14 protein-coding genes are annotated in these 14,280 nt (G+C 71.3%); 10 read left to right on the top strand and 4 right to left on the bottom strand.

Annotated features, from left to right (window positions below; all coding sequences use genetic code 11):
• The first annotated feature begins 14 nt into the window (after positions 1-14).
• Genes ACFV9C_RS09390 through ACFV9C_RS09370 form a run of 5 tightly spaced genes read left to right on the top strand, consistent with a single transcriptional unit; the run spans position 15 to position 4,127 of the window.
• A complete protein-coding gene (locus ACFV9C_RS09390) occupies positions 15-728 on the top strand; it encodes a DUF4129 domain-containing protein (RefSeq protein ID WP_380192056.1) in 714 nt (237 codons plus the stop codon).
• On the top strand, positions 725-1,303 hold the full coding sequence (locus tag ACFV9C_RS09385; RefSeq protein WP_380192055.1) for a hypothetical protein: 579 nt from the start codon (positions 725-727) through the stop codon (positions 1,301-1,303). Before ACFV9C_RS09390 ends, ACFV9C_RS09385 begins: the two co-directional genes overlap by 4 nt.
• Before the next feature lie 6 nt (positions 1,304-1,309).
• Positions 1,310-2,284: an AAA family ATPase gene (locus tag ACFV9C_RS09380; RefSeq protein WP_380192053.1), complete on the top strand. Its 975-nt coding sequence runs from the start codon at positions 1,310-1,312 to the stop codon at positions 2,282-2,284.
• Positions 2,281-3,582: a DUF58 domain-containing protein gene (locus ACFV9C_RS09375; protein WP_380192051.1), complete on the top strand. Its 1,302-nt coding sequence runs from the start codon at positions 2,281-2,283 to the stop codon at positions 3,580-3,582. Before ACFV9C_RS09380 ends, ACFV9C_RS09375 begins: the two co-directional genes overlap by 4 nt.
• A complete protein-coding gene (locus ACFV9C_RS09370) occupies positions 3,579-4,127 on the top strand; it encodes a hypothetical protein (protein ID WP_380192050.1) in 549 nt (182 codons plus the stop codon). The genes ACFV9C_RS09375 and ACFV9C_RS09370 overlap by 4 nt, the downstream gene beginning before the upstream one ends.
• On the opposite strand, the gene ACFV9C_RS09365 is transcribed toward ACFV9C_RS09370, so the two are convergent.
• Positions 4,124-4,663, bottom strand: a complete 540-nt coding sequence (locus ACFV9C_RS09365) for a TetR/AcrR family transcriptional regulator (protein ID WP_380192049.1) — start codon at positions 4,661-4,663, stop codon at positions 4,124-4,126. The genes ACFV9C_RS09370 and ACFV9C_RS09365 overlap by 4 nt on opposite strands.
• Before the next feature lie 91 nt (positions 4,664-4,754).
• On the opposite strand from ACFV9C_RS09365, the gene ACFV9C_RS09360 reads away from it, so the two are divergent.
• Positions 4,755-6,164 carry an MFS transporter gene (locus ACFV9C_RS09360; RefSeq protein ID WP_380192048.1) on the top strand — a complete coding sequence of 470 codons (1,410 nt, stop codon included), beginning with the start codon at positions 4,755-4,757 and terminating at the stop codon, positions 6,162-6,164.
• A 2-nt stretch (positions 6,165-6,166) separates the two neighbouring features.
• Positions 6,167-6,505, top strand: a complete 339-nt coding sequence (locus ACFV9C_RS09355; RefSeq protein WP_380192047.1) for an MmcQ/YjbR family DNA-binding protein — start codon at positions 6,167-6,169, stop codon at positions 6,503-6,505.
• Here ACFV9C_RS09355 and ACFV9C_RS09350 read toward each other — a convergent pair.
• Positions 6,485-7,684, bottom strand: a complete 1,200-nt coding sequence (locus ACFV9C_RS09350) for a neutral zinc metallopeptidase (RefSeq protein ID WP_380192045.1) — start codon at positions 7,682-7,684, stop codon at positions 6,485-6,487. The genes ACFV9C_RS09355 and ACFV9C_RS09350 overlap by 21 nt on opposite strands.
• 100 nt (positions 7,685-7,784) lie before the next feature.
• On the opposite strand from ACFV9C_RS09350, the gene ACFV9C_RS09345 reads away from it, so the two are divergent.
• Positions 7,785-9,467: a DUF885 domain-containing protein gene (locus tag ACFV9C_RS09345; protein WP_380192043.1), complete on the top strand. Its 1,683-nt coding sequence runs from the start codon at positions 7,785-7,787 to the stop codon at positions 9,465-9,467.
• Positions 9,464-10,654, top strand: a complete 1,191-nt coding sequence (locus ACFV9C_RS09340) for a Maf family nucleotide pyrophosphatase (RefSeq protein WP_380192041.1) — start codon at positions 9,464-9,466, stop codon at positions 10,652-10,654. The genes ACFV9C_RS09345 and ACFV9C_RS09340 overlap by 4 nt, the downstream gene beginning before the upstream one ends.
• A gap of 4 nt (positions 10,655-10,658) precedes the next feature.
• Here the strand turns inward: ACFV9C_RS09340 and ACFV9C_RS09335 are convergent, their stop codons facing one another.
• Both ACFV9C_RS09335 and ACFV9C_RS09330 read right to left on the bottom strand, forming a co-directional pair.
• Complete coding sequence (locus tag ACFV9C_RS09335; RefSeq protein WP_380192039.1) at positions 10,659-10,850, bottom strand: acyl-CoA carboxylase subunit epsilon; 192 nt, start codon at positions 10,848-10,850, stop codon at positions 10,659-10,661.
• Positions 10,847-12,424, bottom strand: coding sequence for an acyl-CoA carboxylase subunit beta (locus tag ACFV9C_RS09330; RefSeq protein WP_380192037.1), 1,578 nt, complete (start codon positions 12,422-12,424; stop codon positions 10,847-10,849). The genes ACFV9C_RS09335 and ACFV9C_RS09330 overlap by 4 nt, the downstream gene beginning before the upstream one ends.
• 90 nt (positions 12,425-12,514) lie before the next feature.
• On the opposite strand from ACFV9C_RS09330, the gene ACFV9C_RS09325 reads away from it, so the two are divergent.
• A complete protein-coding gene (locus ACFV9C_RS09325) occupies positions 12,515-14,266 on the top strand; it encodes a hypothetical protein (RefSeq protein WP_380192036.1) in 1,752 nt (583 codons plus the stop codon).
• The last annotated feature ends 14 nt before the right edge of the window (positions 14,267-14,280 follow it).

Genomic DNA, 14,280 nt, shown 5'->3' with positions numbered 1-14,280 from the left:
GGTAACCTGCCCAGATGCAGACGCAGCGTAGGGGTGCGCTCGCGGCGGCTGTCGTGGTGTTCGTAGGGATCGTGGTGGCGGGGTTCGTCGTGCTGGCGTCGGCGAGCGGGCCGGTGCGTCCGGTCAGTCAGAGCACGCTGAAGTCCAGCCCGCGTCCGCTGCCGACCCGGATCGTCACCCAGACGCCGCCGTCCCAGGGCACGCCGTCGCCGCGGATGCTGCCGCAGCACGAGACACCCGGATGGCTGCTCGGACTCTGGCAGGCGATCGTGTACCTGATCATCGCGGCGGTGCTGGTGTTCATCGTGCTGGTGATCGTCCGCGTGGTCCGCCGGATCCGGTTGCCGAAGGCGGAGCCCGCGGACGAGAACTGGGAGCGGGTCAAGGCCGAGCGGCTGGCCGAGGCGGTCGACACCGGTCTCGCGCAGATCGACAGCGGTACGGCGTCCGACGCGGTGATCGCGTGCTGGGTCGCGCTCGAGGAGGCGGCCGCGTCGGCGGGCGCGGCGCGGGAACCGTCGGAGACACCGGCCGAGTTCACCGTCCGGGTGCTCGGCGTCGGCGGGATCTCCGAGCCGGAGCTGATCCGGCTCGGGCGGCTGTACCGCGAGGCGCGGTACTCCACCCACGGCTCGACCGAGGAGGCCCGCACGACCGCCCGCGCCGCCCTGCTCCGGCTCCGCGAAGAACTCGCCCACGCTCCGAGCGACCCCGCGGAGGCCCCGTGACCTACCGCTGGTCTGCGCTGGAGGAGAAAGGTCCGCCGCCCGAGGTCAAGAAGCGGCGGCTGCCGAACAAGATGCTGATCCAGCACCTCGGCATCGCCGTGCTGGCGAGCCTGATCCTCGTCGGGATCTTCGGCGCCGCGGGGATGGCGCCCCGCCCGCTGTGGTTCGTGGTGGCGGCGCTCGGCGTCGGGCTGGTCACGCTCGCGATCCGCCTGCTGATGCCGGAGGTCGTAGAGACCAGCTGGCCCGGCCGGCACGACGACCGGCTGGCCGCGCTCCGGATCCGGAACAGCGACAACCGGACCCAGTTCCTCGCCACCTGGCTGCAGGAGTCGAGCCGCGAACGGCGGGCCGGTGAAGGCTCGCAGACCTTCGCCCGCCGGATCCGCCCGCTGCTGCTCGAGCTGGCCACCGACCGCCTGGTGCACCGGCACGGCATCGACCCCGGGCTCGAGCCGGACCGGGCCCGCGAGTTGCTCGGCGACCGGCTCTGGGTGCTGATCACCGGCGACGACAAACGCACCGCGTCCCTCGACGAGATCGAGGGCGCGATCCACACCATCGAGAACCTGTGAGGGATAGTGACTGAGGAGCTGACGCTCGGAGAGGTTTCCGCGCTGAGCCGGCAGGTGCTGGACCGGGTCGGCCAGGCTGTGGTCGGCAAGGGCGAGGCGCTCGAGCTGGTGCTGGCGGGCATTCTGGCCGGCGGGCACGTGCTGCTCGAGGACTACCCGGGCCTGGCGAAGACGCTGGCCGCGCGGTCGTTCGCGCAGGCGCTCGGGCTGGAGTTCCGGCGGGTGCAGTTCACGCCGGACCTGCTGCCGTCGGACGTGACCGGCGCGTTCGTGTACGACCAGAAGGAGTCCGAGTTCGTCTTCCGGCCGGGCCCGATCTTCACCGGCCTGCTGCTCGCCGACGAGATCAACCGGACGCCGCCGAAGACGCAGGCCGCGCTGCTGGAGTCGATGCAGGAGCACCAGGTCACCGTCGAGGGCCAGACGTTCCCGCTGCCGACGCCGTTCCACGTGCTCGCGACCGCGAACCCGGTGGAGTACGAGGGCACGTACCCGCTGCCCGAGGCGCAGCTCGACCGGTTCATGCTCCGGATCGGCTTCGGGTATCCGAGCCCGGCGGAGGAGTGGGAGGTACTGCGCCGCCGGATGAGCCGCCGTCGCGAGGACCAGTCCGTCGACGCGGTCACCGACGCGGCGGGGCTGCTCGCCGCGCAACAGGCCGTCGAGACCGTGACGGTCGACGACACGGTCGGCCAGTACTGCGTGGACCTCGCGACCGCGACCCGTCGTGACTCGCAGGTCCTGGTCGGGGCATCGCCGCGTGGATCGTTGGCGCTGCTGCTGACGGCACGCGCGTACGCTGTGATCCAGGGCCGGGACTACGTCGTACCGGAGGACGTGAAGGCGGTCGCCGTGGCCGCGCTGGCGCACCGGATCACCGTACGGCCGGAGCTCTGGCTGCACGAGGTGACCGGCGCGACCGTCGTACGGACCGTGCTGGGATCGGTGCCCGCGCCGCCCACCGTCGCCGTAGTGCGATGAGGTGGCGTCCTACCCACGCGCAGATCCGGGCGGTCTGTGTCGCCGCGGTGCTGCTCGGTGTCGCGGTGCTGCTGCGGCGTCCCGACGCGGCCGTGTTCGGGTTGCCGATCGCGTTCCTGGCCGGCTGGGGGCGGTATTTCCGGCCGCACGCGAGCCCCGACGTCCACACCGAGCTGGACGCGGAGGTGCTGTTCGAAGGGCAGGGTACGACGTACCGGCTGCGGGTCCCGGAGGACGTTGATCCGGACATCGACCTGGTGGTGGCGGCGCTGCCGCGGACGTTGTGGTTCCGGTACGACCCCCCGCAAGCCGCGATCGCGGAACCCGTCGCGAACGGCGAGGTGACGCTGGAGGTCGGCGTCCGGTCGAAGCGCTGGGGGCTGCGGTCGTTGGAGCGGCCAACGGTGACCGCGACGTCGGTGCTCGGGGCGTACCGGGTGCAGGTGACCTCGGCGGAGCCGCAGGCGGTGACGACGCTGCCGTTGCGGGAAGGGTTCGAGGCGGTGGACGCCGTACCGCGGCCGGCCGGGCTGGTCGGGCTGCACCGGTCGCGGCGGCCGGGCGAGGGGACGGAGCTGTCCGGCGTACGGCCGTTCCGGACCGGTGACCGGTTGCGCCGGATCAACTGGGCGGTGTCGGCGCGGACGCAGGAGCTGCACGTCACGTCGACCTGGTCGGACCGGGACACCGAGGTCGTGATCATGGTCGACACCGGCGGCGAGATCGGGATCAGCGAAGGGATCGACGGGCGGTCGTCGAGCCTGGACACCGCCGTCCGGGCGGCCGCCGCGATCGCCGAGCACTACCTGCGCAACGGCGACCGGGTGCGGCTGATCGACACCGGCAGCCTGTTCCGCGGCGTCCGGTCCGGCAGCGGGCGTGGTCATCTGCGGCGGATCCTGGACACCCTGGTGCACGCGGACCGGCGCGGCCGGCAGCAGGACGAGGAACAGCTCGCCCGGCGGAACCGGGTGCGCTCGGACAGCCTCGTCCTGGTGCTCAGCCCGCTGCTGCGCCAGACCATGCTCGGCTACATCGTCACGCTCGTGCACTCCGGCTGCACGGTGATCGCGATCGACACGCTGCCGCCGGACGTCGCGTCGATCATCGACGTCGACGCCCACGACATACGGTCCTGGCCGCTCGCGTGGCGCCTGCGGCTGCTCGAACGGCGACGCGACCTCGACCGGCTCAGCGACCTCGGCGTACCGACCGTTCCGTGGCAGGGGTCCGGGACGCTGGACGAGGTACTGCGGGACGCCGCGCGACTGTCGGCCGCACCGAGGATCCGCTCATGAGTGCGGACGAGCGGATCAGCCTCTGGCTCGCGCAACTGCGCGCGGCCGGACGTACCGTGCTGCTCACTCGGTTGGTGATCGCGCTGACCGGGGCGATTGCCTTGGTAGTGCCGGCGGTGCAACCGTGGGACCAGCTGGACATCGTTCCGTACGTCGGCGTACCGCTACTGCTCCTCGCCGTCGTCGTACCGGACTCGTTCGCCGGGCTGACGTTCATGCTGGTGATCGCGCTCGGCTGGCTGATGCGCGCACCGGCCACGGTCAGCTGGAGCCTGGTCCTCACCGCGGCCGCCCTAGTGATCCTGCACCTGGCGTCCGCGTTCGCCGCCCAGCTCCCGTCGTACGCCCGCGTCCACCGCTCCGCCCTGCAACGCTGGTGGTTGCCCGCGGCAACAGCCGTCGTGCTGACCGGGCTGATCGCCGGCATCGCCGCGCTCATCCACCACGCCAACCTCTCCGGCTCGCTCGCCGTCACGTCCGCCGCCATCGCCCTGACCGCCGCCACCATCTGGCTCACCGCCGGCCAGAAACTCAACCGCGACTAGTCGAAGGTCCGCGCGAGCTCGGCTGCCCAGGGCATCGGGATCGAGTCGGGGCCGAGGACCTGCATGGCGGACATGACGGTCATCAGCATGCCCGCGGAGAGGAACTCGCGGGCCTGTTGTGGGGTGGCGCCGGTGAGGTCGCGGATCAGCGTGTAGATGCTGCCGAAGCGTTCGCGGACGCAGTCGCCGATGGCAGGGTCGCCGCTGGCGGAGAAGCCGTGCAGGAGGACCAGCAGGAGTTCGCGTTCGGCCAGCAGGCGTCCGTAGTTGCGGCCCAGCGCGCCCAACTCCGGTGAGTCGGCGGCGGCCTCGCGGAAGATCTCCTCGATCCGGTCGCACACCGAACGGACTGCGGCCAGGAACAGCTGCTGCTTGGTCCCGAACAGCCGGATCACATACGGCTGGGAGACCCCCGCCAGCCGGGCGATCTCGTCGGTCTTGGTGCCTTCGTACCCGGACGCGGCGAACGCCCGCACCGCCGCCCGCAGGACCTCGTCGCCGCGTTCCTTCGCCGTCAGCCGCACCTTCGGAGTCACCCGTTCCCCTCTCGTCGGTTGACATGTTATCAGTCAATGCATACTCTCGTGATCAAGCTTGTTATCAGTCAATTACAACAAGGGGTACGAGATGACATCGACCGCTCTCGGTGAGAGGCAAGAGGTGCGAACGGCCCGCGGGTTCGGTTGGGTGCTCGCGGCGGTGGGGATCCCGACGTTCATGGTCACGCTGGACAACCTGGTGGTGACCAACGCACTCCCGGTGATCAAGCACGAACTGAACGCGTCGCTGTCCGACCTTCAGTGGTTCGTGAACGCCTACACGCTGGCGTTCGCCGCGTTGCTGCTGACCGCGGCCGCCATCGGCGACCGGCTCGGCCGGCGGCGGATGTTCCTGGCCGGGATCACGCTGTTCACGCTGGCGTCGGCGGTCTGCGCGCTGGCCACCGAGCCGTGGATGCTGACCGGCGCGCGGGCGATCCAGGGCATCGGCGCCGCGGCCGTGATGCCGCTGTCGCTGACGTTGCTCGCGGACGCCGTACCGGAGCGGCAGCGCAGTGCCGCGATCGGCATCTGGGGCGGCATCTCCGGACTCGGCGTGGCCGTCGGCCCGGTCGTCGGCGGCGCGGTCGTGGACGGCCTGAACTGGCAGTGGATCTTCTGGCTGAACGTCCCGGTCGGCGTCGTCGCCGTACTGCTCGCGGCCCGCGTCCTGACCGAGTCCACCGGTACGTCGCGACGCCTCGACCCGCTCGGGCTGGTCCTGGCGACGGCCGGCGTACTGTCCGTCGTCTGGGGCGTCGTGCACGGAGCCGACGACGGATGGACCTCGGCCGGCGTCCTCGGCACGTTGATCGCGGGTGGCGTCCTGCTCGCGGCGTTCCTCGGCTGGGAGCGTCGTACGGCGGCCCCGATGCTGCCGCTGCGGTTGTTCTCGGTGCGGGCGTTCAGCGTGGTGAACGTCCTGGCGTTCACGTTCGCGGTCGGGGTGTTCGGGTCGGTGTTCCTGCTGGCGCAGTACTTCCAGGTCGTGCAGGGGTTCACGCCGTTCCAGTCCGGCGTACGGACGTTGCCGTGGACCGCGGCGCCGCTCGTGGTCGCGCCGATCGCGGGCCTGATCGTCGACCGGGTCGGCGCGCGGACGCTGATCGTGACCGGGCAGTTCCTGCTCGCGACGGCGCTTGGCTGGATCGCACTGATCACCACGGCGACCACGCAGTACGGCGACATGGTGGCGCCGTTCGTGCTGGCCGGGGTCGGCATGGGGCTGACGTTCGCGCCGTCGGCGAGCGTGGTGATGGACAGCGCGTCCGAGGCGGACCGGGGCGTGGCCTCCGGGACGAACAACACCATCCGCGAGGTCGGGGTCGCGATGGGGGTCGCCGTACTCGCGTCGGTGTTCGCGTCGGCCGGTTCGTACGGGTCGCCGGCGCAGTACGTCGACGGGCTCGTCCCCGCGGTCTGGACCGGCGCCGCGGTGGTCGCGGCCGGTGCGGTCATCGGCCTCCTGCTCCCGGGCCGCCGGCGTTCTACAGTGTGACCGTGCTCGACGCAGACGACGTACGACGGATCGCGCTGTCCTTCCCGGAGACCGTGGAGAAGCAGCGCTGGGGGCACCCGACGTTCGACGTCGCGGGGCGGATGTTCGTCACGGTCCCGGACGACCGGTCGTCGTTCGCGGTCCGCTGCCCGCGGCTGGAGCGGGACGAGCTGATCGCCGCGGAGCCGGAGAAGTTCTGGGTGCCGAAACACGAAGCGGGCTCGAACTGGGTTCGAGCCCGCCTCGCCGCGCTGGAGGATGCCGGCGAGCTGCACGACATCCTGCTCGACTCCTGGCAGCAGGTAGCGCCGCCGGAGCTGTCAGCTGACGTTCGCCGGTGACGCCGAGAATGTGTTGCAGCTGGCCGGGTTCCCGGTCTTGAACGACTGGCCCATGAACCGGCCCTGACTGGCCACGCTGCCGTGGTCGCCTTCCTCGGGCTTGTCGCCGGCGGTGACGACGTACTTGTTCCAGACGTACAGCATGTTGCCGTTGATCGGGTAGCTGGCCTTGTTCACCGCCAGGAACACGCCGGCGAAGCAGTTCGCCTGCAGCTCCATCCGCCGGGTCATCCGGGTCTGGCCGGCGTAGTCGGTCTGCTCGTACCGCAGCTTGCTGGCGGCCTGCAGGATGCCGGTCATGTTCTGTACGCCGTGCCCGAACTCGTGGGCGATCGACCGGGTGTACCACATCCGCGCGTACGCCTGCGCGATCGGATCACCGGGGTACTCGGTGTAGGCCTGCACGAACACGTCGACCTTCATGTACAGGATGTTGTTCGCCGAGCAGTAGAACGGCACGTTGATCGCGCCGTCACCGCACGGGTTCGTCACCGTCGTCCCGGACCAGAACGCCATCGTCGGCGACTCGAACGTGTACCCGGCCTTCTCGACCAGCGGCTTCCAGGACTTGTCCAGGCACGGCTTGACCGCGGTCCAGTAGGCGGCCGCGTTCTTCGCGTTCGTCGGCCGGACCTTCGGCTCCGTGCAGCCCACCGACGCCATCTGGCCGACGGTGTAGATCGCGTTCTTCGCGACGATGGTCGCGTTGGACGCCTGCGTGGGTGACCCGGTCGAGGTCGAGGTCGGCCGCCCGGTCGGGGAGGCGGTCGGCTTCGGGGTGTAGCGGCTGGGCGTCACCGGCGGCGTGGTGACGTCGTGGGACGCCTGCCGCAGCAGGCTGATCAGCGTTCCGCCGACGATGCCCACGGCCACCAGCGCGAGGATCGCGATCAGCGGGGCCTTGGACTTCTTCCGCCGCGGCGGCTGCCAGCCGGGCCCCGGGCCGGGCCCGAGGTTCGGTCCCCAGCCGAAGCCGGGGCCCTGCTGCGGCTGTCCGTACTGCGGCGTGTACTGCGGAGCGCCGTACTGCGGCGGCTGTCCGTACTGACCCGGCTGTCCGTATTGACCCGGCGGTCCGTACTGGCCCGGCGGCGGAGGCGGCGGGCCTGGCTGCTGGTACTGCGGGTTCTGCTGGTACGGCGGGTTCTGGCCCGGCGGCCCATAGGGTGGCTGGCTCAACGCGCCGTTCCTCTCGTCCCTCGTGCAGGCAGTGCGACCGCCACAGTATCCGCCGGTAAACGGGTCAGTTCGAGCGACCCCTGACGGGTAGGGTCGGCCTGTGAGCACACCGAACAGCCCGATCGACCAGCTGGCCGAGCGGCACCTCGAGCAGGACGTCGTACTCGACCCGATCGGCGCCACCGAGATGGGCATCGCCGGCCACGACCACGAGCTGCCGGACTTCACCCCGGACGGGTTCGCCGCCCGGATCGACCTGACCCGGCGGTCGCTCGCCGAGGCCCGCGCGCTCGAGCCGTCGAGCCCGCGCGAGGAGGTCGCCAAGGACGCGTTCGTGGAGCGGTTCGGGCTGCAGCTCGAGACGTACGAGGCCGGCGTACCGCAGCACCAGCTGAACGCGATCTCGTCGGTGCCGGCCGCGCTCCGGCAGGTGTTCGACCTGATGCCGACGGCAACCCAGCAGGACTGGGAGGTGGTCGCGATCCGGCTGAACCAGATCGGTACGACGCTCGACGGGTACCGCGACACGCTGCTCGAGCAGGCCGACCAGGGCCGGGTGTCCGCGGTCCGCCAAGTGACCGGCCTGGCCGACCGGATCGCCAGCTGGACCGGTGCCGACGGCGACGACTTCTTCGCCGGCCTCGCCGCGCAGGCGCCGTCCGGTCCCGTCAAGCCGACGGTCGAGGCCGCGGCCGCCTCGGCGCGGAAGGCGTTCGAGCAGTTCGGCGCCTGGCTGACCGCCGAGCTCGCGCCGCGGGCGCCGGAGCGGGACGCCTGCGGGCGTGAGGTGTACGAGCTGGCCTCGCGCAACTTCCTCGGCGCGAAGGTCGACCTCGAGGAGACGTACGCGTGGGGCTGGCAGGAGCTGGCCCGGATCGAGAACGACATGCAGGACATCGCCGCCGGGCTGAACGGCGGCGAGCGCAACATCGAGGCCACCGCCGCGCTGCTGGACAACGACCCGGCGCGGACCATCCAGGGCAAGGACGCGTTCCGGGACTGGATGCAGCAGCTGTCCGACGCGGCCGTCGCGGAGCTCGGCGGCACGCACTTCGACATCGCCGACGAGATCCGCACGCTGCAGTGCATGATCGCGCCGACCTCGGACGGCTCGATCTACTACACGCAGCCGAGCGAGGACCTGACCACCCGGCCGGGCCGGATGTGGTGGGCGGTGCCGAACGGCGTCGAGAAGTTCGCCACCTGGCGCGAGGTCACCACCGTCTACCACGAGGGCGTGCCGGGGCATCACCTCCAGGTCGCGCAGACCATGCTGCGGACCGACCTGCTGAACCGCTGGCAGCGGATCGCCTGCTGGGTCTCCGGGCACGGCGAGGGCTGGGCGCTGTACGCCGAGCGGCTGATGGAGGAGCTCGGGTACCTCGAGGACGCCGGTGCCCGGTTCGGGATGCTGGACGCGCAGGGCTTCCGGGCCGCGCGGGTGATCGTCGACATCGGCATGCACCTGGAGCTGGAGGTGCCGCGGGACAACCCGTTCGGCTGGCGGCCTGGAGAGCGCTGGAACGCCGCGCTCGGGTTCGAGTTCCTGCGCGCGCACTGCCGGATGGAGACCGAGTTCCTGCAGGCCGAGCTGAACCGGTACCTCGGCTGGCCGGGACAGGCCCCGTCGTACAAGGTCGGCGAGCGGATGTGGCTGCAGGCGCGCGAGGAGGCCAAGCAGCGCAAGGGTGCCGCGTTCGACCTGCGTGAGTTCCACCGGGACGCGCTGAACCTCGGGTCGATCGGCCTCGACCCGCTGCGCCGGGCGCTGGCGAAGCTGTGAGCATCCGGTTCGTGCTGGCGTCGGCCTCGCCGGCCCGGCTGAAGACGCTGCGCAGCGCGGGGATCGAGCCGGAGGTGATCGTCTCCGGTGTCGACGAGGACCACATCACCGCGGAGAACCCGGGCGAACTCGCACGCCTGCTCGCGACGCTGAAGGCGCGTGCGGTGGTCGCCGGGCTGACCGACCACGCGACGGTGCTCGGGTGCGACTCGGTGCTGGAGTTCGACGGTACGCCGTACGGGAAGCCCGAGACGCCGGAGGTGGCCCGCGAGCGCTGGCGGATGATGCGCGGGCGGAGCGGCGTACTGCACACCGGGCACTGCCTGATCGACACGACGTCCAAGCAGGAGCTGCGCGAACTGTCCTCGACGACGGTCCGGTTCGCGGACCTCACCGACGAGGAGATCGACGCGTACGTCGCCACCGGCGAACCGCTCGTGGTGGCCGGCGCGTTCACCGTCGACGGCCTCGGCGGACCGTTCGTGACCGCGATCGAGGGCGACTACCACAACGTCGTCGGCCTCTCCCTGCCACTGCTCCGCGAACTCCTGATCCAGGTAGGCATCTCCTGGCCGGCCCTCTGGAACGCCCAGCAGCCCTACACGTACGACGAATCCGTCGCCTCCACCTACGACGAAACCCGAGGCGGAACCACACGCGCCCAGGCCGCGGCGTACGCGATCGACGAGCTGCTGCCGAAGGGCAGCCGCGTGCTGGAACTTGCTGTGGGGACTGGGATTGTCGGCGCTGAGCTTGTTGCTCTTGGCAACCTGGTGCACGGGTTCGACCTGTCCACCGCGATGCTGAGGCGTGCGAACGTCCGCCTGCCGGGGCACGTCGCCGCCGCGGACGCCGCCCGACTGCCGGTCGCCGACCGCCGGTGCGACGCCGTCGTCGCGGTCTGGCTCCTGCATCTGCTCGACGACAGCGAACCGGTGATCGCCGAGGTCGCCCGCGTGCTGCGCACCGACGGCGTCTTCATCACCACCACCGAGAAGTCCGACGCCAGCCGGTACGCCGACACCCGCGGCCCCGACGGCACCCGCTCCCAGGACTCCCTCGCCCACCTGACCGCGGTCGCCGCCCGCCACGGCCTCGTCCTCGACGGCGCCACCGCCTTCCCCGGCCCGGTCCGCAACACCGGCAACGCCCCGACGTACCCCGTGGTCCGCTTCCGCCGACGCTGACGGCTCAGGGGTGCGCGGACGCCCGCCACTGGCCGGGGCCGGGGTGGAACGGGGTGCGGGTGTTGCGCCAGTACGTCGCCCAGTTGCTCGCGCGGTCGGTGCCGGGCGCGGGTTGTGGGGCCGCGGCGCGGGCCGCGATCACGGTGACGAGCGCGGCCAGTTCCTCGGGTGTCGGGTTTCCTTTGAGTACCTTCACAGCGGGATGTTCCCATGCTTCTTCGGGGGCAGGGTGTCGCGTTTGGTGCGCAGCAGGCGGAGGGCGCGGATGATCTCGGCGCGGGTCTCGCTCGGCTTGATCACGGCGTCGATGTAGCCGCGTTCGGCCGCGATGTACGGATTCGCCAGGTGGTCCTCGTACTCGGTGATCAGCTCCTGGCGGCGGGTCTCGACGTCGTCGGCGGCGGCCAGTTCGCGGCGGTGCAGGATGTTCACCGCGCCCTGGGCGCCCATCACCGCGATCTGCGCGGTCGGCCAGGCGATGTTCATGTCGGCGCCGAGATGCTTCGACCCCATCACGTCGTACGCGCCGCCGTAGGCCTTCCGGGTGATCACGGTGATCATCGGCACGGTCGCCTCGGCGTACGCGTAGATCAGCTTGGCGCCGCGGCGGATGATGCCGTTCCACTCCTGGTCGGTGCCGGGCAGGAACCCCGGTACGTCGACGAACGTGAGGATCGGCAGGTTGAACGCGTCGCAGGTCCGGACGAACCGGGCCGCCTTCTCGGACGCGTCGATGTCGAGCGTGCCGGCGAACTGCATCGGCTGGTTCGCGACCACACCGACCGGGCGGCCTTCGACCCGGCCGAAGCCGACGATCAGGTTCGGCGCGAACAGGGTCTGCACCTCGAGGAAGTCGCCGTCGTCGACGACCGCCTCGATCGCGGTGTGCATGTCGTACGGCTGGTTCGGCGAATCGGGTACGAGCGTGTCGAGGGCACGGTCGGTGTCGGAGAGCTCGAGGTCCGCGGGCGCGTCGTACACCGGGGGATCCTCGAGGTTGTTCTGCGGGAGGTGGCCGACGAGTGCCTTCACCCACTCGATCGCGTCCTCCTCGTCGGAGCCGAGGTAGTGCGCGTTGCCGGACTTGGTGTTGTGGGTCCGGGCGCCGCCGAGCTCCTCCTGGGTGACGTCCTCGCCGGTGACGGTCTTGATCACGTCCGGGCCGGTGATGAACATGTACGACGACTCGTCGACCATCACGGTGAAGTCGGTGACCGCGGGGGAGTACACCGCGCCGCCCGCGCACGGGCCCATGATCAGGCTGATCTGCGGGATCACCCCGGAGGCGCGGACGTTGCGACGGAAGATCTCGCCGTACAGGCCGAGGGAGACCACGCCCTCCTGGATCCGGGCGCCGCCCGAGTCGTTGATGCCGATCAGCGGGCAGCCGATCTTCATCGCGAGATCCATCACCTTGACGATCTTCTCGCCGAAGACCTCGCCCAGGCTGCCGCCGAACACGGTGAAGTCCTGCGCGAACACGCACACCTGGCGCCCGTCGATGGTGCCGAACCCGGTCACCACGCCGTCGCCGTACGGCCGGTTCGACTCCAGCCCGAAGCTCGTCGACCGGTGCCGCGCGAACTCGTCCAGCTCGGAGAAGGAGCCCTCGTCCAACAGCAGCTCGATCCGCTCGCGGGCCGTCTTCTTCCCGCGCGCGTGCTGCTTCTCCACCGCCCGCTCCGACCCGGCGTGCACGGCCTCGTCGAGCCGGTGCTCGAGGTCCGCGATCTTCCCGGCGGTGGTGTGGATGTTCACGGTCTCTCCCATGAACGGGCAGCCTACGCGCCAGTACGCCGTACCGCCTGTGACCTCCGCCGCAGCCGTGAGCTGAACCCGTCCGGCCGGTAGGTTTCCGGCGTGGCGGACGCGCAGGTCAGTGCTCTGATCCGGAAAATCAACGAGCTCGTCGAGGCGGACACCGGCAGCCGGTCGATCGCGGTCGGCGACCAGATCACGCGGCGGGTGATCCGGTCCGACCAGCGGCGGCTACGGGCGCTCGCGGCCAACCTCGACCTCCCGGTCCGGCTCACGCCGCGGGCCGGCGAGGCGGACCAGCGGGCCGAGATCCGGGCGGCGGTGACCGAGACGATCGCGAGCTGTGCCGGTGTGCTGCAGCCGCGGGAGCCGGTCCAGGAGCCGCTGTACTCCTACGGCCAGGCGCGGTACGAGACCGCCAACAGCCGGCTGTACGCGCGGTACGAGGTGCCGGGGTTCGTCGCCGGGCTCCGGCCGGGCGGGCGGCCCGACGATCTCGGCATCTTCCCGCCGCCGGCGCTCGAGGGCGACCTGCTCGCCGCCCACGCGGCCGCGGTGGCGATCAGCGCGCGGACCGGACGGCCGGCGCGCGCCGTGGTGGCCGAGCTGGTCGCCGCCGGCCGCGGCGCCCACGCGACCGCGGCGGCGCGGATGCTGTTGCAGTCCAGGCCCGGCTTCGCCGCGCTGCCCGCGCCGGAGCGCAACGCGCTCACCCTGGGGATCGCCGATCACCTCGAGGCCCAGTTCGAGAACCACGAGCGGCAGCGGCCCGGCCCGGAGATCGCCGCCGTACTCGCCGACCGGCAGCGGACGGCGGAGTTCGGCTCGGCCGCGATCACGACGGCCAGCCGGGACGCGACCGAGGAGATCGCCCACCTGCAGCGGTTCTTCGACGAGGTCGGGCGGCCGGCCACGGTGCCGCGCCCGGAGTCGGTCCACGATCTGTGCCGCCAGGTCCAGACCGCTGTCGGCGAGCTCACCGACGCACCCAACTCCCGGTGGGACGGCCGGCTCGAGCCGGAGCTCGGACAGACCCCCGACACCACTCTGCGCCTCACCCGCGAACAGGCGGTGGCGCTCGGTGAGCTGCTCGAGAGCAGCCACCTCCATCCGCTCGGCAAGGCTGATGCGGCGGTCGCCCGGGCTGGGCTGCAGGCGGCGGCGTCGTCGTACGCGCGCTGGGCCGTTCCGGAGGACTACGACGCGCGGCACGAGCTCGCCGCCGCACAGGTCGCGCCGCGGTACGCGACTCTCGAGGAGGCCGTCGGTACGGCGTTCGCCGAGGACGAGCTGTCCGCGGTCGCCGACCGGGTGCTGCCGTACGAGCTGGCGACCCAGGTACGGCAGGCGCAACCGCCCGCACCGGATCAGCGCCTCGCCCCGGCGGCCCGCGCGTTCGCGGCCGTGATCGACGACCAGGCCGGCCTCGAGAAGGGCGAGACGCTTCGCCAGATGGCCGGTGAGAACCCGGTCCGGATGGCCGACGCGGCTGCGGGGCAGCTGATGGCGGCGGCCGGCGTACCGCAGGCCGAACGCCCGTTCGCGATCCGCCGCGTCGCCGACGAGGCCAACCTCCAGTTCGCGGACCTGCCGACGGTTCTGGAGCACGGTACGGCGGCATCGGACTACGGCACCACCATCGGCAAGGTCGCCGTGTCGATGGCCGGAACCTACGCGGAGAACCCGGGCATGGCACAGGCCGAAGTGGTCGCCGCCCAGCAGGACCCGATGTCGCGCTTCGCCTCCGCGGACCCCGCCCTCAGCCATCCGCACGGCCGGCAGTCCGACCCGGCTACCACCACCAACCGTCCCACCACCACCCCCGACCAGAAGCGCCCCGCACTGGACCGCTGACGCGAACCCCTCGG

Origin of the sequence: Kribbella sp. NPDC059898 (genome assembly GCF_042730855.1) — a bacterium.
Classification (GTDB): domain Bacteria; phylum Actinomycetota; class Actinomycetes; order Propionibacteriales; family Kribbellaceae; genus Kribbella.
This window is presented reverse-complemented; position numbering and strand designations above follow the sequence as displayed.

Bases quoted from the DNA above. Each gene is read 5' to 3' on its own strand.
- ACFV9C_RS09375 (WP_380192051.1), top strand. From the start codon at position 2,281: ATGAGGTGGCGTCCTACCCACGCGCAGATCCGGGCGGTCTGTGTCGCC.
- ACFV9C_RS09390 (WP_380192056.1), top strand. From the start codon at position 15: ATGCAGACGCAGCGTAGGGGTGCGCTCGCGGCGGCTGTCGTGGTGTTC.
- ACFV9C_RS09360 (WP_380192048.1), top strand. From the start codon at position 4,755: ATGACATCGACCGCTCTCGGTGAGAGGCAAGAGGTGCGAACGGCCCGC.
- ACFV9C_RS09330 (WP_380192037.1), bottom strand. From the start codon at position 12,424: ATGGGAGAGACCGTGAACATCCACACCACCGCCGGGAAGATCGCGGAC.
- ACFV9C_RS09370 (WP_380192050.1), top strand. From the start codon at position 3,579: ATGAGTGCGGACGAGCGGATCAGCCTCTGGCTCGCGCAACTGCGCGCG.